The organism is Arthrobacter sp. TJ-236 (assembly GCF_058269235.1).
Genome location: NZ_JBZCNI010000001.1, coordinates 746,305 through 767,707, shown reverse-complemented (window position 1 = coordinate 767,707; position 21,403 = coordinate 746,305). Strand labels below are relative to the sequence as shown.

Annotated in this window: 20 protein-coding genes and 1 tRNA gene; 15 read left to right on the top strand and 6 right to left on the bottom strand. The window is 70.6% G+C overall.

Annotation, left to right across the window (positions count from 1 at the left end; genetic code table 11):
* Nucleotides 1-112 precede the first annotated feature (112 nt).
* From AC4D16_RS03575 to AC4D16_RS03565, 3 genes are all read left to right on the top strand, one after another.
* Nucleotides 113-682 carry a D-sedoheptulose-7-phosphate isomerase gene (locus tag AC4D16_RS03575; RefSeq protein ID WP_490949488.1) on the top strand — a complete coding sequence of 190 codons (570 nt, stop codon included), beginning with the start codon at nucleotides 113-115 and terminating at the stop codon, nucleotides 680-682.
* A complete protein-coding gene (locus AC4D16_RS03570; RefSeq protein ID WP_490948912.1) occupies nucleotides 679-2,046 on the top strand; it encodes a PfkB family carbohydrate kinase in 1,368 nt (455 codons plus the stop codon). The genes AC4D16_RS03575 and AC4D16_RS03570 overlap by 4 nt, the downstream gene beginning before the upstream one ends.
* A gap of 114 nt (nucleotides 2,047-2,160) precedes the next feature.
* Complete coding sequence (locus tag AC4D16_RS03565) at nucleotides 2,161-2,877, top strand: SDR family oxidoreductase (protein WP_490953975.1); 717 nt, start codon at nucleotides 2,161-2,163, stop codon at nucleotides 2,875-2,877.
* Here the strand turns inward: AC4D16_RS03565 and AC4D16_RS03560 are convergent.
* Nucleotides 2,843-3,928 carry a glycosyltransferase family 9 protein gene (locus tag AC4D16_RS03560; protein ID WP_490953974.1) on the bottom strand — a complete coding sequence of 362 codons (1,086 nt, stop codon included), beginning with the start codon at nucleotides 3,926-3,928 and terminating at the stop codon, nucleotides 2,843-2,845. The genes AC4D16_RS03565 and AC4D16_RS03560 overlap by 35 nt on opposite strands.
* 456 nt (nucleotides 3,929-4,384) lie before the next feature.
* Here AC4D16_RS03560 and AC4D16_RS03555 point away from each other — a divergent pair, with 456 nt between their 5' ends.
* From AC4D16_RS03555 to AC4D16_RS03540, 4 genes are all read left to right on the top strand, one after another.
* Nucleotides 4,385-5,854 carry an aldehyde dehydrogenase family protein gene (locus AC4D16_RS03555; protein WP_490953973.1) on the top strand — a complete coding sequence of 490 codons (1,470 nt, stop codon included), beginning with the start codon at nucleotides 4,385-4,387 and terminating at the stop codon, nucleotides 5,852-5,854.
* Nucleotides 5,854-7,422 carry a PfkB family carbohydrate kinase gene (locus tag AC4D16_RS03550; protein WP_490953972.1) on the top strand — a complete coding sequence of 523 codons (1,569 nt, stop codon included), beginning with the start codon at nucleotides 5,854-5,856 and terminating at the stop codon, nucleotides 7,420-7,422. Before AC4D16_RS03555 ends, AC4D16_RS03550 begins: the two co-directional genes overlap by 1 nt.
* On the top strand, nucleotides 7,419-8,282 hold the full coding sequence (locus tag AC4D16_RS03545) for a glycosyltransferase (protein WP_490953971.1): 864 nt from the start codon (nucleotides 7,419-7,421) through the stop codon (nucleotides 8,280-8,282). Before AC4D16_RS03550 ends, AC4D16_RS03545 begins: the two co-directional genes overlap by 4 nt.
* A gap of 70 nt (nucleotides 8,283-8,352) precedes the next feature.
* A complete protein-coding gene (locus tag AC4D16_RS03540; RefSeq protein ID WP_490948918.1) occupies nucleotides 8,353-8,541 on the top strand; it encodes a DUF2795 domain-containing protein in 189 nt (62 codons plus the stop codon).
* Nucleotides 8,542-8,619: 78 nt separating this feature from the next.
* Here AC4D16_RS03540 and AC4D16_RS03535 read toward each other — a convergent pair whose 3' ends face one another.
* Both AC4D16_RS03535 and AC4D16_RS03530 read right to left on the bottom strand, forming a co-directional pair.
* Nucleotides 8,620-9,090 carry a VOC family protein gene (locus AC4D16_RS03535; protein ID WP_490948919.1) on the bottom strand — a complete coding sequence of 157 codons (471 nt, stop codon included), beginning with the start codon at nucleotides 9,088-9,090 and terminating at the stop codon, nucleotides 8,620-8,622.
* 194 nt (nucleotides 9,091-9,284) lie between these two features.
* A tRNA-Lys gene (locus AC4D16_RS03530) sits at nucleotides 9,285-9,357 on the bottom strand.
* A gap of 234 nt (nucleotides 9,358-9,591) precedes the next feature.
* Here AC4D16_RS03530 and AC4D16_RS03525 point away from each other — a divergent pair.
* Complete coding sequence (locus AC4D16_RS03525) at nucleotides 9,592-10,620, top strand: 2-hydroxyacid dehydrogenase (RefSeq protein ID WP_490953970.1); 1,029 nt, start codon at nucleotides 9,592-9,594, stop codon at nucleotides 10,618-10,620.
* 36 nt (nucleotides 10,621-10,656) lie between these two features.
* On the opposite strand, the gene AC4D16_RS03520 is transcribed toward AC4D16_RS03525, so the two are convergent.
* A complete protein-coding gene (locus AC4D16_RS03520; RefSeq protein ID WP_490948921.1) occupies nucleotides 10,657-11,151 on the bottom strand; it encodes a hypothetical protein in 495 nt (164 codons plus the stop codon).
* Between the two features lie 275 nt (nucleotides 11,152-11,426).
* On the opposite strand from AC4D16_RS03520, the gene ilvD reads away from it, so the two are divergent.
* The 7 genes from ilvD (at nucleotide 11,427) to AC4D16_RS03485 (ending at nucleotide 20,341) form a co-directional block, all read left to right on the top strand.
* Nucleotides 11,427-13,154 carry a dihydroxy-acid dehydratase gene (gene ilvD, locus AC4D16_RS03515; protein ID WP_490953969.1) on the top strand — a complete coding sequence of 576 codons (1,728 nt, stop codon included), beginning with the start codon at nucleotides 11,427-11,429 and terminating at the stop codon, nucleotides 13,152-13,154.
* A gap of 318 nt (nucleotides 13,155-13,472) precedes the next feature.
* Nucleotides 13,473-15,350 (top strand): acetolactate synthase large subunit, encoded by a 1,878-nt coding sequence (locus tag AC4D16_RS03510; RefSeq protein ID WP_490953968.1) that lies wholly within the window; start codon nucleotides 13,473-13,475, stop codon nucleotides 15,348-15,350.
* Nucleotides 15,351-15,352: 2 nt separating this feature from the next.
* On the top strand, nucleotides 15,353-15,865 hold the full coding sequence (ilvN, locus tag AC4D16_RS03505; protein WP_490948924.1) for an acetolactate synthase small subunit: 513 nt from the start codon (nucleotides 15,353-15,355) through the stop codon (nucleotides 15,863-15,865).
* A gap of 121 nt (nucleotides 15,866-15,986) precedes the next feature.
* Nucleotides 15,987-17,012: a ketol-acid reductoisomerase gene (gene ilvC, locus AC4D16_RS03500; RefSeq protein ID WP_490948925.1), complete on the top strand. Its 1,026-nt coding sequence runs from the start codon at nucleotides 15,987-15,989 to the stop codon at nucleotides 17,010-17,012.
* Nucleotides 17,013-17,158: 146 nt separating this feature from the next.
* Nucleotides 17,159-18,751, top strand: coding sequence for a phosphoglycerate dehydrogenase (gene serA / locus AC4D16_RS03495; protein ID WP_490953967.1), 1,593 nt, complete (start codon nucleotides 17,159-17,161; stop codon nucleotides 18,749-18,751).
* Between the two features lie 38 nt (nucleotides 18,752-18,789).
* Nucleotides 18,790-19,737, top strand: a complete 948-nt coding sequence (locus AC4D16_RS03490; RefSeq protein ID WP_490953966.1) for an acetamidase/formamidase family protein — start codon at nucleotides 18,790-18,792, stop codon at nucleotides 19,735-19,737.
* A 76-nt stretch (nucleotides 19,738-19,813) separates the two neighbouring features.
* Entirely contained in the window at nucleotides 19,814-20,341 is a 528-nt protein-coding gene (locus tag AC4D16_RS03485) for a TetR/AcrR family transcriptional regulator (RefSeq protein ID WP_490953965.1), read from the top strand.
* Nucleotides 20,342-20,431: 90 nt separating this feature from the next.
* Here AC4D16_RS03485 and AC4D16_RS03480 read toward each other — a convergent pair whose 3' ends face one another.
* Both AC4D16_RS03480 and AC4D16_RS03475 read right to left on the bottom strand, forming a co-directional pair.
* Nucleotides 20,432-20,980, bottom strand: a complete 549-nt coding sequence (locus AC4D16_RS03480; RefSeq protein WP_490953964.1) for a hypothetical protein — start codon at nucleotides 20,978-20,980, stop codon at nucleotides 20,432-20,434.
* Nucleotides 20,973-21,299, bottom strand: coding sequence for a PadR family transcriptional regulator (locus tag AC4D16_RS03475; RefSeq protein ID WP_490953963.1), 327 nt, complete (start codon nucleotides 21,297-21,299; stop codon nucleotides 20,973-20,975). The genes AC4D16_RS03480 and AC4D16_RS03475 overlap by 8 nt, the downstream gene beginning before the upstream one ends.
* Between the last annotated feature and the right edge of the window lie 104 nt (nucleotides 21,300-21,403).

Sequence of the window (21,403 nt, the reverse complement as noted above, 5' to 3'; positions counted from 1 at the left end):
GGACACCGCGGCCGCCCCCGCCGCTCCTGCCGCGACGGCTACGGCCCCGCATTCCCTGACGCGGACCGATCCGCGGGGGGACGACGTCCAGGCGGCGTCGCGACGCCTCGTGATGGATCACCTCCGCGCGGTGACACCCGCCGTCGAGTCCCTGGCGCGCAACGCCGGGACCCTCGCGGGCTGGGGCGTCGAGCTCGCCGACCGGCTCCTCGCCGGACACCGGCTCCTCGCGGCTGGCAACGGCGGGTCCGCGGCGGAGGCGCAGCACCTGACGGCCGAGCTCGTGGGCCGGTTCGACGGCGAGCGCGAGCCGTTCTCCGCGATCTCCCTGCACGCCGAGAGTTCGGCGGTGACCGCGATCGGGAACGACTACGGTTTCGAGCACCTGTACGCACGCCAGGTGACGGCGCACGGCCGGCCCGGGGACCTCCTGGTGCTGCTGAGCACCAGTGGCCGGAGCCCCAACCTCCTGCACGCCGTCGACGCCGCCCGCGCCGCCGGCGTCACCACCTGGGCCCTCACGGGTGTGGGCCCGAACCCGCTGACCGAGCGGGTGGACGACTACGTGGCGGTGGACGCCGCGTCCGCCAACGCGCAGGAGGGCCACCTGATTGCGCTCCACGCGATCTGCCGGGCCTTCGACGCGGAAGTGCGGCGCCGCCGTCAGGAGGAGCAGCGATGAGGATCGTGGTGATCGGGGACGTCCTGCTGGACACCGACCTCTCCGGCGGCGCCGGCCGCCTCTCCCCGGACGCGCCCGTCCCCGTGGTGGACGTCGACGCCGTGGAGCGCCGTGCCGGGGGTGCAGGCCTCGTGGCACGCATGCTGCAGGCGGACGGCCACGAGACCGTGCTGGTCACGGTCCTCGGTGACGACGACGCCGCGGGACTGCTGCGCTCGGAGCTCGACGGCGTGACGGTCGTGGCCGGCCCGTCCGGTGCTCCGACGCCCGTCAAGACGAGGGTGCGTGCCTCCGGCCAGCCGGTGGTCCGCTTCGACGAGGGGTGCGCCGTCCCGCCGGTCCCCGCGTGCGACGACGCGATGCTGGCCGCACTCGACGGCACGGACGCCATCATCGCTGCCGACTACGGCAGGGGCCTGCTCGCGAACGAGCGCATCCGTGCGCGTCTCACCGAACTCACACGCTCCGTCCCCGTGGTCTGGGACCCGCACCCGGCGGGAGCCACACCGGTCCCCGACGTCGCCGCGGTGACGCCGAACCTCGGCGAGGCACTGCGCTTCGCGGGGGTGCCCGGATCCGGGACCCAGGCGGCGGCCGAGGCCGCCGACGCCCTGCTGGAGACCTGGCGGAGCCGCGCGGTGATCGTCACGATGGGCGAGCACGGTGCGCTCGTAGGTGCGGCCGGGCTCCTGCCGCAGGTGGTACCGGCACCCCGCGTCACCTCGACGGATCCCTGCGGGGCCGGCGATCGCTTCGCCTCCGCACTCGCGGTGGCCCTCGCGGGTGGTGCGGCCATCGACGCCGCCGCGCAGCAGGCAGTCGAGGCGGCCGCCGCGTTCCTCGCCTCCGGAGGGGTCGGTGCACTCAGCCGACGCCGGGAGGACGCACCGCGCCGGCTTCCCGTGGACGGTCTCGACGCCCTCGAGGTGGCCCGCAGGACGCGGGAGGCGGGCGGCACGGTCGTGGCCACGGGCGGCTGCTTCGACCTGCTGCACGCAGGTCACGCGCGCACCCTCGCCGCGGCACGCCAGCTCGGCGACTGCCTCATCGTGTGCCTCAACTCGGACGAGTCCGTCCGCGGGCTGAAGGGGGAGAGCCGGCCGATCATCAAGCAGGAGGACCGCGCCGAACTGCTCGCCGCCCTCGAATGCGTGGACGCCGTGCTCGTGTTCGGGGAATCGACGCCGGAGAACGCCATCGCCCGGCTGCAGCCGGACATCTGGGTCAAGGGCGGCGACTACGCCGCAGAGGACCTCCCCGAGGCGGCGCTCGTGCGCACCTGGGGCGGCCGCACCGTCACCGTCCCCTACATCCCCGCCCGCTCCACCACGAAGCTCGCCGCCGCGCTCGCGCGCGTCGGCTGAGCGACCAAGACCATCACGCCCGCCGAACCCCGCGGCGTGGAGCCCGTCCCGACGGACATCGTCACGGACGGACATCGTGACTGACGCAGCCCGTCAGGAACCGAAAGGAACAGCATGAGCGAGAACACAGCAGCACCCACTCCCTACAACCCGGGGCGCGTCCTCGTCACCGGCGGAGGCTCGGGCCTCGGCGCGGCGATCGTGCAGGGCGTCATCGCCGCCGGGGGCACCCCGGTGGTCCTCGACCGCGACATCAGCCGCGTCACGGGCGTCAAGGCGTTCGAGGTGGACGTCGCCGACCGCGAGGCCGTGGAGAAGGCGGTCCGCGAGGCCGCCGAGATGATGGACGGGCTCGACGCCGTCGTGACGGCGGCCGGCATCGATCGCTGCGGCGCCCTCGACACCGTCCCCGCGGACCAGTGGGAGAAGGTGATCGGCGTGAACCTGATGGGAACGGCGTCGACCGCCCGCGCGGCACTGCCGTACCTGAAGCAGTCGCACGGTCGCGTGGTCACCATCGCCTCCACACTCGGCATCAAGGCCGTGGGTGACGCCACCGCCTACTGCGCGTCGAAGTTCGGCGTCGTGGGCTTCTCGCAGGCCCTGGCCGCCGAGACCACCGGCCAGATCGGCGTCACGACGATCATCCCGGGCGGCATGAAGACCCGGTTCTTCGACGACCGCGACGAGCAGTACAAGCCGCAGGACGACTCACGGCTGAACGACCCCGAGCGCGTGGCGGAAGCCATCCTGTTCGCCCTCTCGCAGCCCAAGAGTTGCGAGATCCGCGAGATGGTCATCGCCCACGCAGAAGAAGGCTCCTGGCCCTGAGTTCCGTTACGTCCGCGTAGACGTCCTCGGGCTGGACGGTCGCAACGAACGAGTCATCGTGCTCGCAGCGTTCGGCCGTCCAGCCCACTTGCCTGACGTCCGCGCCGCACACCGGGCATTCGGACACCCACGAGAAGTGCACGCGGTGGAGTGATCGGCCGATCGCTCCCGCGTTGATGACGTTGCCGATCCAGTAGACGCCGACCGTCGGGGTGCCGACCGCCTGCGCGAGGTGGCGCGGTCCGCTGTCATTGCCCACCATGACCGCGCTGCGATCGAGGACCCCGGTCAGTTCGCCGAGGGTGAGCCGGCCGGCGAAGGAGCGGACGTCCGCGTCCGGCGCCGTCGCGCGTGCGAGCCGCACGATCTCCTCCGCCGTCGCCGCGTCCGACGCGTCGCCGACCACCACCACCCCGCACCCGTCCGCCGCGGCGCGCACCGCGACGTCCGCGAAGGACGACGACGGCCAGCGCCTCCGCGGGTCGGTGGCGCCCGGGTGCAGCGCGACGACGGGTCCGTCGCCGGTCAGCTCCTTCGCCCGGGCGATCTCCGCTGCGGTGACCTCCACCCGCGGTTCCAGGTCCACCGGCACGGCGCCCGCGAGGCCCACCACCTCGAGGGCGCGGAAGACCTCGTGCTGGTAATAGACGTAGGGCATGGAGCGCTCCAGCTCGGCGGCGTCCGCGGTGCGCGTCCCGATGGTGTGCCGGGCGCCGAGCCGCAGCAGGAACGGGTTCGAGTTGCGGCCGCCGCCGTGCAGCTGGACCGCCAGGTCGAAGGTTCCCTCGAGGGCCTCGAAGAAGCGCTCCACGCCTGCGGGGTCCACCTCGCCCGGGCGCACGCCCGGGGAGAAGGGGAGCTCCACGACACGATCCACGGGCCCGGGCCTGCCCCCCAGCAGCGCGGCGTGGCCGGGCATGCCGAGCAGCGTGATCTCCGCTTCCGGATAGCGCGCCTCGAGCGCGGCGATGGCGGGCAGCGCGAACATCAGGTCACCGAGACCGCCGCCACGCAGGACGGCGATGCTCCGGATGTCCTCGAAGGGTGCCATCACGGGTCCTACGGACCGTGCGGTCCCGGCGTGTGCGTCCATCTCCGCTGTCCTCGTGCTCTGCTCCACGTCCCTGATCCCGTCCGTCCGCTTGTCCCGCCCGATCGCCGGGCGCTGCCTGATCCACCGTCGCATCCACAGCACATCCACCGTCACACCCACTGCGCTGTCCGCTGCCAGATCCACCGTCACATCTTCTGCCACATCCACCGTCACATCGGCGTCGCGAACACAGCTGTGCCTTCGCTGTCCATGCCACGTGGGAGGACACCGGGGGTGCCGCAGGACCTGCTGCCACACTATGCTAAGCGTGCTGATCGTTGCGGCGCGCAGCACAGAATTCACACGGGTTGCCGTGTGAAGCGGGGCCATTCGGGTACAGGGCCAGTAGCCGTTCCGGGAGGTCCGGCACCCGACGGCCCGCGAGGCCGCCGGTCCCCGAAGCCAAGGAGCAGAATGTCGATCCAGTCCCACGCACAGATGCCGCTTCCCGTCCCGGGCACCGCATCGTCCGGTGGACCGTCCTCGGGCGGAGGGGCGCCGTTCGAGGTGGAGGGCGGCCAGACCGTCACGATCATCGACCCGCGCGATGGCACCGAGGTGGGCACCGTGGTCTCGGCCGTCCGTGAGCAGGTCTCCCTCGCCGTCTCCCTGGCGCGTGCGGTGCAGCCCGAGTGGGCGGCGACGAGCCCCGCCGACAGGGGCGCCGCCCTCCGCCGGGCGGCGGTTGCCCTGCGCGGCGGCCTGCAGGAGCTGGCCGAACTGAACACCCGCGAGACCGGCAAGCCGCCGCAGGACGCCCTGGGCGGGGTCGAGGCCGCCATCTCCACGCTCGAGCAGTACGCCGAACTCGGTCCGGTGCACCGCGGGCTCAGCCTCCGCGGAGCCGTGACCGCCACCGACTACACGGTCGCCGAACCGCGCGGCGTCGCAGCCCTCCTTACACCGTGGAACGATCCCGTGGCGGTGGCCGCAGGCCTCATCGGCGCAGCGCTCGTCACCGGCAACACCGTGATCCACAAGCCGAGCGAGCGCTGCCCCCACACCGGCGAACTGCTTGGCAGGCTGCTGCAGCCGGCGTTTCCCGACGGCGTCCTCACCACGCTGACGGGCGGGTCCGAGGTCGGTCAGATCCTCACGCAGGAGACCGACGTCGACGTCTTCGCGCACGTCGGGTCGAGCGTCACCGGCGAGAGGATCGCCCGCGCGGCAGCCCTCGGCGGAGCGCACGTGATCCGTGAGAACGGGGGCAACGACCCGCTGGTCGTGGACGCCGACGTCGACCCGGCCTGGGCTGCTGGGCAGGCAGCTGTCGGCGCCTTCGCGAACGCCGGGCAGATCTGCACGTCGGTCGAGCGCATCTACGTGCACCGCGCCATCGCAGAGCCCTTCCTCGCCGCGCTGGTCGACGAAGCGCGGACCCGCAACGCGAGTACGCAGCCCCAGCCGCTCGTCGACCGCCGGATGCGGCAGGCCGTGCACGAGCAGGTTGCCGAGGCCGTCAGGCTCGGTGCCACGTGCCTCGAGGGCGGGAACCTGCCCGAGGGCCCCGGCGCGCACTACCCGGCGACGGTCCTCACCGACTGCACCGATGCGATGACCGTCATGGCGGAGGAGACGTTCGGGCCCGTGGCCCCGGTGACCGTCGTCGAGAGCTTCGAGGAGGGCCTCCGCCTCGCCGCCTCCGGACCCTACGGCCTCGCCGCGACGGTCCTCACGGCGGGCATCGCGCACGCGCAGCAGGCCATCGCCTCGCTGAAGGTCGGCACGCTCAAGATCAACGCCGTCTTCGGCGGCGCACCCGGCGGGTCGGCGCAACCGCGCGGGATCAGCGGCGCGGGCTTCGGCTACGGCCCGGAGCTGCTGGACGAGTTCTCGCTCGTCAAGGTGATCCACATCAGCACCCCGCCCGCGGCGGGCGCGTGATGGACGTCTCGGGGGCGGACCGGCCCGAGACCGGCCTGCCGGAAGCCGATCGGTCCGGCGCGGGTGGCTCGGAGCTCGACGGCGTCCAGGGCCTCGCGGCCTGGTTACCGGCCGCGATCGCCGACCACGCCCCCCGCGTGACGGTCATCGGCGACGCCATGCTGGACGGCTGGTGGAGCGGCAGCATCGAACGCTTCTGCCGGGAGGCGCCGGCTCCTGTGGTGGACGTCAGACGCCGTGACTACGCGGCCGGTGGCGCTGCCAACACGGCCGTGAACCTGGCCGCCCTCGGTGCGCGCGTCCGCATGTGCGGTCTCATCGGCGCGGACGACGCCGGGCGTCGCCTGCGCACCATCCTCGAGGACGCCGGCGTGGACACCACCCACCTCCTGGAGGACGAGGGCGTGGGGACCACCACGAAGTACCGCATCCTCGGCAACGACCAGGTGATGCTGCGCATCGACGACACGCCGGAGGAGCTTCCCGCGGCGGCGATCACCGCGCTCGCCGAGCGCGTTCCGTCGGCCGTGGACGGCGCCGAGGCGGTCGTGGTGTGCGACTACGACTCCGGGGCCCTGGGGGACGAGGTGCGCGCCGCACTGGGTGCGGCCGCCGGTCTCGACCCGTCGCTGCTCGTGGTGGTCGACGCGCACGACACCGCCGCATGGGCGGGCGTGGGGCCGGACCTCGTGACGCCCAACGCGCAGGAGGCCGCCCGCATGCTCGATGCGCGGCTGGATCCCCGCAGCGATCGTGCGCGCACGGTCTCCGCGCGCCGCGACGAGCTGCTGGCGGCGACCAACGCCGGCGCCGTCGTCGTCACCCTCGACCGCGACGGCACGGTGCTGCTGGGCCGCGACGGCGAGGATCACCGCACCTGGGCGAAGCCGGCCACCGAGAAGCAGGCCTCCGGTGCCGGGGACACCTTCGTGGCGAGCCTCACCGCGGCCCGTGCCGCCGGCCTGCCGCTGGGCACCAGCCTCGATTTCGCGCAGGCCGCCGCCGACGTCGTGGTGCACCGCCCGGGGACGTCCGTGTGCACGACGGCGGACCTCACCGCGCATGTCCAGCAGGTCGCCGACACCGCGATCGCCACCGAGGACCTGGTCCGGCGGGTCGCGGAGCACCGGGCCGCGGGGAAGCGGATCGTGCTGACCAACGGGTGCTTCGACGTGCTGCACCGCGGCCACACGCGCTACCTCGACCAGGCCAAGCAGCTCGGCGACGTGCTGGTGGTGGCCCTGAACGACGACGACGGCGTACGCCGGCTGAAGGGCCCGGACCGGCCCATCAATCCGCTGGCGGACCGCGTGGGGATCATCGCGTCGCTCAGCTGCGTGGACTACGTCACCGTGTTCTCCACCGACACGCTGGTGCCGCTGATCGAACTCCTCCGCCCCGACGTCTACGCCAAGGGCGGCGACTACACCGCGCAGATGCTGGAGGAGACGCCGGCCGTCGAGGCCTGCGGGGGGCGGGTCAGCATCCTCGACTACGTGCCGGAGCGCTCCACGGCGGCAGTGGTGCGGCGCATCCGATCATCACGCCTGGCCGGTGAGGCGTCATGACGCCGCGGTGGTCGGGGGAGTGGGCGGTGCACGGCGAGGACGAGGAGCCTCTGGTCGACGTGCTCATCCCGTCCTTCGATCGGCCGGCCGAGCTCGCGGTCACACTGTCCGGTCTCGCCGCGCAGGAGGGCGTCCCCTTCCGTGTGGTGGTCAGCGACCAGTCCGAGGGTGAGGCCGCAGGCTTCACCCAGCCGGCGGTGCGGGCGATGGTGCGGGTGCTCGAGGCGCAGGGCAGGCAGGTACGGCTGGAGAGGCACCTGCCCCGCCGCGGCCTCGCCGAGCACCGGGAGTTCCTCCTCGGCCTGGCCCGCGCGCCGTTCGTCCTCTTCCTCGACAACGACGTGTGGCTCGAACCGGGGACGCTGCACCGCATGACCGAGGCCCTGCGCACCGCGAAGTGCGGTTTCGTGGGGTCCGCCGTGCAGGGGCTCTCCTACCTCGACGACGACCGCCCGCACGAGCGCACCGAGCTGGCCTTCTGGCCCGACAACCAGGTGCGGCCCGAGCGCATCAGGCCGGGCAGCGAGGGCTTCGCCCGATGGCCCCTCCACAACGCGGCGAACCTCGCGCACGCGGCCGCGGAGCGCGGGATCCCCGCGGGCGGCTGGGACCTCTACCGCGTGGCGTGGGTGGGCGGATGCGTGCTTTTCGACCGCGCCGCGCTCGTGGAGTGCGGGGGTTTCGACTTCTGGGACCAGCTCCCCGCCGAGCACGCGGGGGAGGACGTCGCCGCCCAATGGCGCGTCATGGAACGGTACGGCGGCGCGGGGATCATGCCGTCCGGAGCCGTGCACCTCGAGGCGCCCACCACGGTCGTGAACCGTGACACAGACGCTGCCCACGCGATTCTGGGCCAGTGACGGCGCCTTCCGAGGCGCCGTGAGCAGTACCCGAGCACCACACCTGATCGACCGACGAAGAAGCATCACCATGGCAGATCCGAGCCCCATCGACATCCAGAAGGCCCTCGGCGGTATGGACTACCCCGCCTCGAAGGAGGACCTCGTCAAGCACGCGAAGGACAAGGGCGCGGACGGCGACGTCCTGGAGACGCTGGAGAACCTGCCCGACCGCGAGTTCGATTCCCCGACCGACGTGAACAAGGAAGCCTCGAAGTAGGCACCGGACGGCGGCGCTCCCATCGGGGGCGCCGCCGTCGTCATGTCCGCGGACGTCCGGTCGGGCGGCACTGCCCGCTCAGACGCCCGTCGCGTCGCCCGATGTCTCGACCGGCGCGGTCGACGGCGCCGCGTCCTGCTGCGGTCCGGCGATGTTCACCATCCACGTGACGCCGAAGCGGTCCGTGCACATCCCGAAGCTGTCACCCCACGGGGACGCCGCGAGGGGCATGATCTCGGTGCCGCTCCCGGCGAGCGCCTCCCAGTAGCCGCGGAGCTCCTGCTCGTCGTCGCCGCTGATGGACAGGGCATGCCCGGCGGGGGAGGTGCTCCCCATGCTGTTCGGTGTGTCCGCCGCCATGAGCACCTGCCCGCTCGGGGTGGTGAGCATCGAGTGCATGATCTTGTCCTTCTCCGCGGGGTCCTCACTGACCTGGAACTCGGCGAAGGTGCTGCGCTGCAACTCACCGCCGAACACCGACTGGTAGAAGTCCATGGCGTCCCGCGCCGTGTCCGTGAAGTTGAGGTAGGTGTTGATGGTGGCGGCCATGATGAGTTGCTCCCTACGTCCTGTGGCCCGTGCCACGCGAGTGTGCTGACGGAAGCGATTATGGAGCACCGGGGCGGCCGGAGGAAGGGCCGGGGGAGAGGCAGGGGAGGGCGCGTGGGTGTGTTCACCACCGGCCCCGGACGTACGAAACCCCGCCCCCCAGGCGGCGAGACCTGGAGAACGGGGAATCGATGTGCACCCCTCGGGACTTGAACCCGAAACCCATTGATTAAGAGTCAATTGCTCTGCCAATTGAGCTAGAGGTGCGAGGCGGTTCGCGTCCCGGTTTTCCCGGTCCGGCTCATCCGCAACAGCATTGAACTCTACCAGCACTTCGGCGCAAAGGAGAAACCGGAACGGCTCCCCGCACCCCTGCCCGGACCCGGGGAGCGCGGGGATACCCGGGATTCCGGGAAGCGCCGGCAGCACGTGGACGGCGTACCTCTCGCCGGAGTCGTGGAACCCGGGACCCCGACCGCCCTGCGCGGTTAGGCTGGCGCCATGACCAGTCCCGCCGTGCAACCCGCCGTGAATCCCGCTGCCACCCCCGCTCCGGAGGCCTCGCCGGAGTCCCGCACCGACGCACCGCAGCGGGTTCGCGTCCTGAGCGTGCCGTCCGCGGACCTGCGCGACGCCCTCGCCGACGTCTCACCCGCCGTCAGGGTGGTCCTGTGGGACTTCGAGGGTGCTCCGGAGGGCGCGGATCCGGCGGAGCTGGACGCCGTCGTCCTCCCGTACACCGGCCGCGCCCACCTCGAGGGTGCGCTCGACGCCGCGGTGAACCTCGCACTGGTGCACACGCAGTCCACGGGGTACGACGGCGTCGCCGACCTGGTGGCACCCGGCGTGGCGATCGCGACCGCGGCGAGCGTGCACGCGGCCGCCACGGCGGAGCTCGCCGTGGGCCTCGCGCTCGCCTCGCTCCGCGGGCTCGACGACGCGGTGCGGCAGCAGGGTCAGGGCCTGTGGCGCAGCGCGCGGTACCCGGGGCTCGCCGACCGCCGTGTCCTCCTGGTCGGGGTGGGCGGGATCGGTGAGGAGATCCGGCGCCGGCTCGTCACGTTCGAGGCGGAGGTCACCCGCGTGGGGAGCTCCGCGCGGGACGACGACCTCGGGCACGTCCACGGCAGCGACGAGCTGGTGGCGCTGGCACCCCGGCACGACGTCATGATTGTGATCACCCCGCTCAGCGACTCGACGCGCGGACTCATCGGGCGTGAGGTCCTCGCCGCCCTGCCGGACGGCGCGCTCGTGGTGAACGTGGCGCGCGGCCCGGTGGTGGACACCGACGCCCTGACACGCGAGGTGATGGCGGGTCGCCTGAAGGCAGCGCTCGACGTGGTGGATCCGGAACCGCTGCCGGAGGGGCACCCGCTCTGGCACGCCCCCGGCGTCATCATCACCCCGCACGTGGGCGGGAACACCGGGGCCTTCCCGCCGCGCATCCTCGAGCTGCTGCGCGGGCAGGTCGAGCGACTGGGGGAGGGCAGGGAGCCGCGCAACCTGGTGCGGCGCGGACCCTGGGGGTAACAGCGGCTCGGCGGAGCGGTCGGGGCAGCCCGGAGGTCAGGCCAGGTCGATGAACGCGTCCATGAACGCGTCGAAGTCCACGGCGTCGTCGGACTGATCGAGGCGCAGGGGCGTCCCGGGGCCGATGTCGAGCACAGCGTGGGGTGTCACGGAGAAGCGGAACACGCGGCCGGTACTCGTGCCCACCTCGTAGGTGCCGTCCTCCTGCCACTGCAGGGCGTGCGCGAGGTTGGTCATGTTGACCTCGACGGGTACACCGGCTCCGGTGATCGCGGCGAGATCGAGCGGAGCGATCATGAGCTCGGCGGGCTTCCAGCGGTACCCGACCACGAACGATGCCGAAGTGCCGGCCGGCCTGCCCGGCACGGCCGGACCAGCCTGTCCGGGAGACCCGGCCGGCGTGCGGTCGGCGTAGACCAGGTTGTAGTCACCGTAGTTGGGGATCTGGCCGTCGAAGACGCGGCGGAGGGCTGCCTTGAGGCTCTGCCCGCCGTCGAGCGGTGGTGATGATGCGGCACGTTCAGGGGTCATGGGGGGCCGATGCGCTAGGAGTCGGTGCGGTCGCCGCGGGGCGATCCGACAGGACGGGCCGTGCACGGGCGCCGGCAACGGAGGGAACGCCCTCCGCGTCCGGGCCTGCCGTCGAGTCGAGGACGCCCCGCGGGAGCCACACGTTACCGGAGCGGCGGCGCACGCCACGAGGGCCGCGCGGGCCGAAACGCGGGCTTTACCGGAGCGATACGTCACCTGTAACAGGACGGTCACATGGCGGAACGCGCCGACGGCGCAGGCCTAGACTCGATGCCATGAGTGTCGACACCCCCGCTGGAGCGCCCCTGAAGACCACACCGGACATCAAGCCCCGCAGCCGGGTCGTCACCGACGGCATCCATGCAGCGCCCTCTCGCGGCATGCTGCGTGCGGTCGGCATGGGCGACGACGACTTCGCCAAGCCGCAGGTCGGTGTCGCGAGTTCCTGGAACGAGATCACCCCGTGCAACCTCTCCCTCAACCGCCTGGCGCAGGGCGCGAAGGAGGGTGTCACGGCGGCCGGCGGCTTCCCCATGCAGTTCGGCACCATTTCCGTCTCCGACGGCATCTCGATGGGCCACGAGGGCATGCACTTCTCCCTCGTCTCCCGTGAGGTCATCGCGGACTCGGTCGAGACCGTCATGCAGGCCGAGCGCATCGACGGGTCCGTGCTCCTCGCGGGCTGCGACAAGTCCCTGCCGGGCATGCTCATGGCGGCGGCCCGCCTCGATCTCGCCTCCGTGTTCCTGTACGCGGGCACCATCATGCCGGGCTTCGCCAAGCTCGAGGACGGCACGGAGAAGGAAGTCACCCTGATCGACGCCTTCGAGGCGGTGGGTGCCTGCGCCGCCGGCACCATGAGCCTGAAGGACCTCGACAGCATCGAGCGTGCCGTCTGTCCCGGGGAGGGCGCCTGCGGCGGCATGTACACCGCCAACACCATGGCGTGCATCGGCGAGGCCCTCGGGATGTCACTGCCCGGGTCCGCCGCCCCTCCCTCGGTGGACCGCCGCCGCGACGCGTTCGCCCAGAAGTCCGGCGAGGCCGTGGTGAACCTCCTGCGCCTCGGCATCACGGCGCGCGACATCATGACGAAGAAGGCCTTCGAGAACGCCATCGCAGTCACCATGGCCTTCGGTGGTTCGACGAACGCCGTGCTGCACCTCCTGGCGATCGCCCGCGAGGCCGAGGTGGAGCTCACGCTCGACGACTTCAGCCGCATCGGCGACACCATCCCGCACCTGGGCGACCTCAAGCCCTTCGGCCGCTACGTCATGTACGACGTCGACAAGGTGGGCGGCGTCCCGGTGATCATGAAGGCACTGCTCGACGCCGGGCTGCTGCACGGCGACTGCCTCACCGTCACGGGCAAGACCCTCGCGGAGAACCTCGCGGACATCGCGCCGCCGGACCTCGACGGCAAGATCCTGCGCGCACTCGACAACCCCATGCACAAGACCGGCGGCATCACGATCCTCCACGGGTCCCTCGCCCCGGAGGGCGCCGTCGTGAAGAGCGCCGGGTTCGACGCCGACGTCTTCGAGGGGACGGCGCGTGTCTTCGAACGCGAGCAGGGGGCGCTCGACGCGCTCGACGCGGGGGCCATCCACGCAGGTGACGTCGTCGTGATCCGTTACGAGGGCCCGAAGGGCGGACCGGGGATGCGCGAGATGCTCGCCATCACCGGCGCCATCAAGGGTGCCGGGCTCGGCAAGGACGTCCTCCTGCTGACCGACGGCCGGTTCTCCGGCGGCACCACGGGCCTGTGTATCGGGCACGTGGCCCCGGAGGCGGTCGACGGCGGTCCCATCGCCTTCGTGCAGGACGGCGACCGCATCCGCGTCGACATCGCGGCGAAGAGCTTCGACCTCCTCGTGGACGAGGCCGAGCTCGAGCAGCGGAAGGTGGGCTGGGCCCCCCTTCCCGCGCGGTACACGAAGGGTGTCCTCGGCAAGTACGCGAAGCTCGTCCACTCGGCGTCGACGGGTGCGTACTGCGGCTGACGTCCGGCCGGCCCGGTTGGGTTAGTGTCCACTCACTGGACACTGTGTCCACCATGTGAGACCCGACCGGGGCCGGTTGACACTGTTCCGAGGGCGCGAGGAAACTACAGGTATGCAGCTCATCACCGTGGTCGTCCTTACACAGCGCGTGGCCTGAAGCCCGTCACACCGACGACTCCAGTCACGCGCAACCCCTCGCAGAGCCTCACCGGCTGAGGGGTTTTTTTATTGATACGACCTGTCAATGAGAGACGCGCGGTAGCCGTACGAAGTCACCCGCTGCACCCGTGCAGCGAACGTTCCGAAGGAAGTCCAGACATGTCCAAGGGATCGCCCATCAGCCCCGCGCTGCTGGCAGCACGGCCGGCTCCGCCCGCAGCGCCCACCCGGGACGCCGTACCCGTCCTTCCGGTGAGCGCCGTCCGGGGACCGAACACCGTGATCCGCCCCATCGAGATGCTCGGTTCCGCGGCGATCGTCAGGTCGCTCGAGGAGCTCGGGGTCGACGACGTCTTCGGTCTCCCGGGCGGAGCGATCCTCCCGACGTACGACCCCCTGATGGCATCCACGAAGCTGCGCCACGTGCTCGTCCGGCACGAACAGGGCGCGGGCCATGCGGCACAGGGGTACGCCATGGTGACCGGCCGCCCCGGCGTCTGCATCGTGACCTCTGGCCCCGGCGCCACGAACCTCGTGACGGCGATCGCCGACGCACACATGGACTCGGTGCCCATGGTGGCCATCACCGGCCAGGTCTCCAGCGCGTTCATCGGCTCGGATGCCTTCCAGGAGGCGGACATCGTGGGGATCACGATGCCCATCACGAAGCACTCCTATCTCGTGACCAACGCACAGGACATCCCGCGCGTCCTCGCCGAGGCCTTCCACATCGCGACCACCGGCCGCCCGGGGCCGGTGCTGGTCGACATCTCCAAGGACGCCCAGCAGGCCGGCATGAGCTTCTCCTGGCCGCCCAAGGTGGACATCCCCGGCTACCGGCCCGTTCTGCGCGGCCACTCCAAGCAGGTGCGCGAGGCCGCCCGCCTGATCGCGGCAGCCGAGCGCCCCGTGTTCTACGTCGGGGGCGGCGTGGTCAAGGGCCACGCGTCGGTGGAACTGAAGGAGCTCGCCGAGCTCGTCGGAGCGCCCGTGGTCACCACGCTCATGGCCCGGGGCGTCTTCCCCGACTCCCACGAGCAGCACGTAGGCATGCCCGGCATGCACGGCTCGGTCTCGGCCGTCACGGCCCTGCAGCAGTCGGATCTGCTCATCACCCTCGGCGCGAGGTTCGACGACCGCGTGACCGGTGTGCTCTCCAGCTTCGCCCCGCACGCGAAGGTCATCCACGCGGACATCGACCCGGCAGAGATCTCCAAGAACCGCACGGCCGACGTGCCGATCGTCGGCTCGGTGAAGGAGATCATCCCCGAACTGACCTCCGCGGTCCGCGAGGCCTTCGCCGACCAGCGCCCCGACATCTCCGCCTGGTGGAAGACCATCAACCACCTCCGCGAGACCTACCCGGTCGGCTTCACGCAGCCCGACGACGGCCTCTCGGCGCCGCAGCAGGTCATCAAGCGCATCGGCGAGCTCACCGGACCGGAGGGCGTGTTCGTCTCCGGCGTGGGCCAGCACCAGATGTGGGCCGCGCAGTTCATCCAGTACGAGCGCCCGCACGCGTGGCTGAACTCCGGCGGTCTCGGCACCATGGGCTACTCGGTGCCCGCCGCGATGGGCGCGAAGGTGGGTAACCCGGACCGCGTGGTGTGGGCCATCGACGGTGACGGCTGTTTCCAGATGACCAACCAGGAGCTCGCCACCTGCGTCATCAACAACATCCCGATCAAGGTGGCGATCATCAACAACTCCTCGCTCGGGATGGTGCGGCAGTGGCAGACCCTCTTCTACGAGGGCCGCTACTCGAACACCGACCTCAACACCGGGCACGACACCGTGAGGGTTCCCGACTTCGTGAAGCTCGCCGACGCCTACGGGTGCGTGGGCCTGCGCTGCGAGCGTGATGAGGACATCGACGCCACGATCCAGCAGGCACTCGCGATCAACGACCGCCCGGTCGTCGTCGACTTCGTGGTGAGCCGCGACTCGATGGTCTGGCCCATGGTGCCCTCGGGCGTGAGCAACGACCTCATCCAGATCGCCCGGAACATGACCCCGACCTGGGAACAGGAGGACTGAGCATGGCACGCCACACCCTCTCCGTACTCGTGGAGGACGTCCCCGGCGTCCTGACCCGCGTGGCCAGTTTGTTCGCGCGGCGCGCGTTCAACATCAACTCGCTCGCCGTGGGACCCACGGAGGTCGCCGGCATGTCCCGGATCACCGTGGTGGTCGAGGCCGAGGGAGATCTCCTCGAGCAGGTGACGAAGCAGCTCAACAAGCTCATCAACGTCATCAAGATCGTCGAGCTGACCAGCGACCAGTCCGTGCAGCGCGACCACATCCTGATCAAGGTCAGGGCCGACGCCGCGACCCGGCTGCAGGTCACCCAGGCGGCGGACCTGTTCCGCGCGGCCGTGGTGGACGTCGCCACGGACTCCCTGATCATCGAGGCCACCGGCACCCCCGAGAAGCTCTCGGCGCTCCTGTCCGTCCTCGAGCCGTTCGGGGTGCGCGAGATCGTGCAGTCCGGGACGCTCGCGATCGGCCGCGGTGCGAAGTCCATGAGCGATCGCGCCCTGCGAAGCGCCTGATTCCCACCCCGGGGCGCGTGCAGCCGCCGTCGACGACGGCGGCACGACGCCGCGCGCATCCCGACCCGCAGCACCACCCCCAAGCCCACCACCGCTCAACCAACTCCAAGGAGAACCACCCGTGACCGAGATGTTCTACGACGACGACGCCGACCTTTCGATCATCCAGGGCCGCACCGTGGCCGTCATCGGGTACGGCAGCCAGGGCCACGCCCACGCGCTGAGCCTCCGTGACTCCGGGGTGGACGTGCGCGTCGGCCTGAAGGAGGGATCGGCGTCGCGCGCCAAGGCCGAGGCCGAGGGCCTGCGGGTGCTGTCCGTGGCCGACGCCACCGCGGAAGCCGACCTCATCATGGTGCTCACACCGGACCAGGTGCAGCGCCACGTGTACAAGGACGACATCGCGCCGAACCTGCAGGCGGGAGACGCACTGTTCTTCGGCCACGGCTTCAACATCCGCTTCGGCTACATCCAGCCTCCGGCCGACGTCGACGTCGCCCTCGTGGCGCCCAAGGGACCGGGCCACATCGTGCGCCGCGAGTTCGAGGCGGGTCGCGGCGTACCCGACCTCATCGCCGTCGAGCAGGACGCCTCCGGGAATGCCCGCGACCTCGCGTTGTCCTACGCGAAGGCGATCGGCGGAACGCGTGCCGGCGTCATCGAGACCACGTTCACCGAGGAGACCGAGACCGATCTCTTCGGCGAGCAGGCCGTGCTGTGCGGTGGCGCCTCGCAGCTCATCCAGTACGGCTTCGAGACCCTCACGGAGGCCGGGTACAAGCCCGAGGTCGCCTACTTCGAGGTGCTGCACGAGCTCAAGCTCATCGTGGACCTCATGGTGGAGGGCGGCATCGCCAAGCAGCGCTGGAGCGTCTCCGACACCGCCGAGTACGGCGACTACGTCTCCGGCCCGCGCGTCATCACGCCCGAGGTGAAGGAGAACATGAAGGCCGTGCTCGCGGACATCCAGAGCGGTGCCTTCGCGCAGCGTTTCATCGACGACCAGGACGCCGGGGGCCCCGAGTTCGCCGAGCTGCGGAAGAAGGGCGAGGACCACCCGATCGAGAGCACGGGCCGCGAGCTCCGCAAGCTCTTCTCCTGGATCACGACGAACGACGACTACACCGAGGGCTCGGTAGCCCGCTAGGCCTGCCCGCTCGTTCGACCCTCCGCCTCCCGGCAGGACACACGATCATCGCTCGACGAGTGAATCGGTGTCCTGCCGGTGGCGTGTCCGGCACCCACCCCCGTCGGCCCTGATCCGGGCCCCCATCAGCTGAAGGAACCTCACCCGTGACCACCAAGCCCGTCGTCCTGCTCGCCGAGGAACTCTCACCCGCCACCGTGGAGGCCCTCGGTCCCGACTTCGAGATCCGCTCGACCGACGGCGCCGACCGCTCGCAGCTCCTCGCCGCCCTGGCCGACGTCGACGCCGTGCTGGTGCGCTCGGCGACGCAGATGGACGAGGAGGCGATCCGCGCCGCGCCGAAGCTCAAGGTCATCGCGCGCGCCGGTGTGGGTCTCGACAACGTCGACATCAAGGCCGCCACCCAGGCGGGCGTCATGGTGGTCAACGCGCCGACCTCGAACATCATCTCGGCCGCAGAACTGACCGTCGGTCACATCCTGAGCCTCGCCCGGAACATCCCGCAGGCCAGCGCGGCGCTCAAGGCCGGCGAGTGGAAGCGCTCGAAGTACTCCGGCACGGAGCTGTACGAGAAGAACATCGGCATCATCGGGCTCGGCCGCATCGGCGCCCTCGTCGCGGCGCGCCTGCAGGGCTTCGGCACCCAGATCCTCGCCTACGACCCCTACGTCACCTCCGCCCGCGCCGCGCAGCTGAACGTCCGGCTGGTGACGCTCGACGAGCTGCTCCGCGAGTCGGACTTCGTCACCATCCACATGCCGAAGACTCCCGAGACCGTCGGCATGCTCGGAGCGGAGGCCTTCGCTCTCATGAAGGACACCGCCTACGTGGTCAACGTGGCCCGCGGCGGGCTCGTCGACGAGGCGGCCCTGCACACCGCGCTCGAGCGAGGTGAGATCGCTGGCGCCGGGGTGGACGTCTTCGTGTCCGAGCCCAGCACCGACCTGCCCTTCTTCGCGCACGAGAGCGTGGTGGTCACCCCCCACCTCGGCGCGTCGACCGAGGAAGCCCAGGAGAAGGCGGGCATCTCCGTGGCGAGGTCGGTCCGGCTGGCCCTCGCGGGTGAGCTCGTACCGGACGCCGTCAACGTCGCCGGCGGCGTGATCGATCCCGCCGTCCGCCCCGGCATCCCGCTCATGGAGAAGCTCGGCCGGATCTTCACGGCCCTGACGCACGCCTCGCTGACGCAGATCGACATCGAGGTGGCGGGGGAGATCGCCGCCCTCGACGTCAAGGCGCTCGAACTCGCGGCGCTCAAGGGTGTCTTCACGGACGTCGTCTCCGAGCAGGTCTCCTACGTCAACGCGCCCGTCCTCGCCGAGCAGCGCGGCATCACCTCGCGGCTCATCACCACGCCGGAGTCCGAGGAGTACCGGAACGTGCTGCGGCTGCGCGGCGCACTGTCCGACGGCTCGCAGATCTCTGTGGCCGGCACGCTCACGGGCCCCAAGCAGGTGGAGAAGCTCGTGGGCGTCAACGGCTACGAACTCGAGATCCCCATCAGCGACCACCTGCTCGTGCTGCTCTACACCGACCGCCCCGGCGTGATCGGCGCCCTCGGCCGCCTCCTCGGCGAGCGCGGCATCAACATCGCAGGCATGCAGGTGGCCCGTAACAAGGAGGGTGGCCAGGCGCTCTCCCTCCTCACCGTGGACAGCTCGGTGCCGCAGGACGTCCTGGACGCCATCCGCGCGGAGATCGGCGCCACGGTGGCTCGCGAGGTGGACCTCCAGGACTGAGGGACGGAACCGACGACGGACGCCGCGGAAGGACACCGATGACCACGCACCACTTACCCGCCGAGCCGCGCACCGCGACCGAGGTGTTCTCCCGCGACACCCCGGCCGTCCTGAGCATCGCGCCGGGTGACCGCCTCGTGGTGGACTCCCTCGACGCCTGGGGCCACCTCGAGCGGCAGGCCTCGCCCGGTGCCGCCACGCCCTACCGCTTCCCGGACCGCCGCGGGCACGCCCTGACGGGTCCCGTCGAGGTCTCGGGGACGGTCCCGGGGGACGTGCTGGCACTCCGCCTCGAGAGGTTCGAGCCCGCGACGTGGGGCTGGACGGCCGCCGGGCGGCGCGCCGACGCCTTCGCGCGCAGCCTCGGCCTCGAGGGGGAGGAGCCCGCCTGGCTGCTCTGGGATCTGGACAGCCATGCGGGGACCGGTACGGACCAGTACGGTCACGTGGTGGATCTGGCACCGTTCCTCGGTGTGATCGGCCTGCCGCCGGCCGAGCCGGGCGAGCACTCGACGACGCCGCCGCGCGCCGAGGGCGGCGGCAACATCGACTGCCGCGAACTCACCGCGGGCTCCACGCTGTTCCTGCCCGTCACGGTGCCCGGCGCCCTGCTGCATCTCGGGGACGGCCATGCGGCCCAGGGCGACGGCGAAGTGGGCGGGACCGCGATCGAGTGCGGTATGACGACCACGCTGACGGTCGATGTCGTCCGCGACACCCCGGTGCCGGGCATCCACGCCATCACCCCGACCGCCAGGATCACCTTCGGTTTCGATGCCGACCTCAACCGGGCGACGTCGGACGCCTTGGGCGCGATGCTCACCTGGCTCCAGCAGCTCCACGGCCTGGAACGGAAGACCGCGCTCGCCCTCGCGAGCTCCGTCGTCGACCTCCGGGTCACGCAGATCGCGAACCAGACCTGGGGCGTACACGCCGTCGTGGGGCTCGACGCCGTCCGCCGGGTGGAACCGGACGAGGGCTCCTGACCGAACCGGGCATCCCGGGAGTCCATCCAGGTATCGGCGAACGGCTGCAGACCTTGAGGCCGCTCCTCGCCTGGCGATGTTCGACGAGCAGGGCTTCGAGGAGACGACCGTCGATCAGATCGCCGCAGCGGTCGGCATATCGCCCCGGAGCTTCTTCCGGTACTTCGCCTCGAAGGAGGACGTCGTCCTGGGGGACCCGATGCTCTACGGCGAACCTGTTCGTCAGCGTGTTGCTCAAAGCATGGAATCGATGCGGGTCTGGGACGCTCTGCGGGCAGGTTTCGAGGTGGCTGTGGAAGCATTCGAGGCCGAACCCGACCGGGCATTGACGACGATGCGGGTGATGATCAGCACCCCATCTCTGCGGGCTCGGAACACGGAGAAGCATGTCGCCTGGATGAATGTGTTGGTTCCGCTGATCGCTGACGTCCTGACGGGCAGCGAAGCCAAGCGTGAGTTTCACGCCCGCGCGGTCACCAAGTGTGCCCTGACCTGCCTGATTATCTCCTCAGCGGAGCTCGTGCACAGTGGGTGCGCGACGACTACGAGGGTACTTCTCGACGAAGCCTTCCGGCTTCTGGAACCTACAGCGCTCACCAAGTAACCCTGCTCTCGAGGGCCCCCGAAAGCCCGCCAGCTACTCAGCGCACATTGTGCTGACCACGTCGGCTCACCGGCCGAGCACAGCCGGCGACTAGCTCGTCAGGCCCTCTGGAGATGTCACCCGGCGCCAGACTCTGGCCCCGAGGAGGAAGGCGAGAGCAGCGATGACCGTGGGGACGATAAGCCAGGCCCAGTCGCTGGTCCAGCCGATGCCGAAGGCTTCGTCGCTGGAGAATGCAGTGACCTTGATGGTGAAGAACGTGGCGTCTGCTTCGGCGGAGCCGGTGGACTCTACCGCGGCGAGCATCCCGAACACATAAGACAGGAACACCGTCCAGTAGACGAGCAGGGCCGCGCCCGCGGAGATGACGCCGATGGACCACAGGGGTCTGCGGCGCGCATCGGCGCCGTACTGGTCAGCGAGTGCTTTCGGCGAGCCTAGGTCGCGAAGGCTGGTGGTCATGTCCCGGGAATCGCTGGCCAAGCTCTGTCGGAGCTCTTTGACCGTTGATCTGCGTTCCTTGCCCGGCATGACTGCTTCCAGGTGCCAGTCGAGTCGAGTCAGGTATGCCTCGGCCTGCAGCCGGTCACTGATCGAACGGGGTCGCGTTCTCGTCGTTCCGGACGTGGTGTCAGACATGAGATGTGTGGTCCTTCTCGGTAGCGGCGTGAACGGCGGCAAGAACGACCTGCCACTGGTGCTTCACGGATTCCGTTGCCGGATGGCCGGCCGGCGTCAGGGCGAAGTATTTCCGAGGTGGTCCGCTCGTCGACGGAACCATCCGGGTACTGACCAGACCATCCCGTTCAAGCCTGCTCAGCAGCGGGTACATCAGCCCGGTCGTCACCTCGAGACCGAGATCCGCCAGACGTTCGATGAGCTGATAGCCGTAGGACTCCTCGTCCGCAATCAGGGTGAGCGTCAGCAGGGGCAAAAGCTGCCCGCGTGAGCTGCGCATCCTGCTGCGCTTGTCACGTCTCTAGCGTCGACACGAACGAAGCCTTCGAGCACCTTCGTGCGCACGCCCGCGCACACAAGACGAGTCTGCGCGACGCAGCAGAA

What these genes read in the sequence shown, in the direction of transcription:
- AC4D16_RS03555 (WP_490953973.1), top strand. Translation starts at nt 4,385, where the DNA reads ATGTCGATCCAGTCCCACGCACAGATGCCGCTTCCCGTCCCGGGCACC.
- AC4D16_RS03560 (WP_490953974.1), bottom strand. Translation starts at nt 3,928, where the DNA reads ATGGCACCCTTCGAGGACATCCGGAGCATCGCCGTCCTGCGTGGCGGC.
- ilvD (WP_490953969.1), top strand. Translation starts at nt 11,427, where the DNA reads ATGAGTGTCGACACCCCCGCTGGAGCGCCCCTGAAGACCACACCGGAC.
- AC4D16_RS03525 (WP_490953970.1), top strand. Translation starts at nt 9,592, where the DNA reads ATGACCAGTCCCGCCGTGCAACCCGCCGTGAATCCCGCTGCCACCCCC.
- AC4D16_RS03575 (WP_490949488.1), top strand. Translation starts at nt 113, where the DNA reads ATGGATCACCTCCGCGCGGTGACACCCGCCGTCGAGTCCCTGGCGCGC.
- ilvN (WP_490948924.1), top strand. Translation starts at nt 15,353, where the DNA reads ATGGCACGCCACACCCTCTCCGTACTCGTGGAGGACGTCCCCGGCGTC.
- AC4D16_RS03540 (WP_490948918.1), top strand. Translation starts at nt 8,353, where the DNA reads ATGGCAGATCCGAGCCCCATCGACATCCAGAAGGCCCTCGGCGGTATG.
- AC4D16_RS03550 (WP_490953972.1), top strand. Translation starts at nt 5,854, where the DNA reads ATGGACGTCTCGGGGGCGGACCGGCCCGAGACCGGCCTGCCGGAAGCC.
- AC4D16_RS03535 (WP_490948919.1), bottom strand. Translation starts at nt 9,090, where the DNA reads ATGGCCGCCACCATCAACACCTACCTCAACTTCACGGACACGGCGCGG.
- AC4D16_RS03485 (WP_490953965.1), top strand. Translation starts at nt 19,814, where the DNA reads ATGTTCGACGAGCAGGGCTTCGAGGAGACGACCGTCGATCAGATCGCC.
- AC4D16_RS03565 (WP_490953975.1), top strand. Translation starts at nt 2,161, where the DNA reads ATGAGCGAGAACACAGCAGCACCCACTCCCTACAACCCGGGGCGCGTC.
- AC4D16_RS03480 (WP_490953964.1), bottom strand. Translation starts at nt 20,980, where the DNA reads ATGTCTGACACCACGTCCGGAACGACGAGAACGCGACCCCGTTCGATC.
- AC4D16_RS03510 (WP_490953968.1), top strand. Translation starts at nt 13,473, where the DNA reads ATGTCCAAGGGATCGCCCATCAGCCCCGCGCTGCTGGCAGCACGGCCG.
- AC4D16_RS03475 (WP_490953963.1), bottom strand. Translation starts at nt 21,299, where the DNA reads ATGCGCAGCTCACGCGGGCAGCTTTTGCCCCTGCTGACGCTCACCCTG.
- AC4D16_RS03490 (WP_490953966.1), top strand. Translation starts at nt 18,790, where the DNA reads ATGACCACGCACCACTTACCCGCCGAGCCGCGCACCGCGACCGAGGTG.
- AC4D16_RS03570 (WP_490948912.1), top strand. Translation starts at nt 679, where the DNA reads ATGAGGATCGTGGTGATCGGGGACGTCCTGCTGGACACCGACCTCTCC.
- AC4D16_RS03545 (WP_490953971.1), top strand. Translation starts at nt 7,419, where the DNA reads ATGACGCCGCGGTGGTCGGGGGAGTGGGCGGTGCACGGCGAGGACGAG.
- AC4D16_RS03520 (WP_490948921.1), bottom strand. Translation starts at nt 11,151, where the DNA reads ATGACCCCTGAACGTGCCGCATCATCACCACCGCTCGACGGCGGGCAG.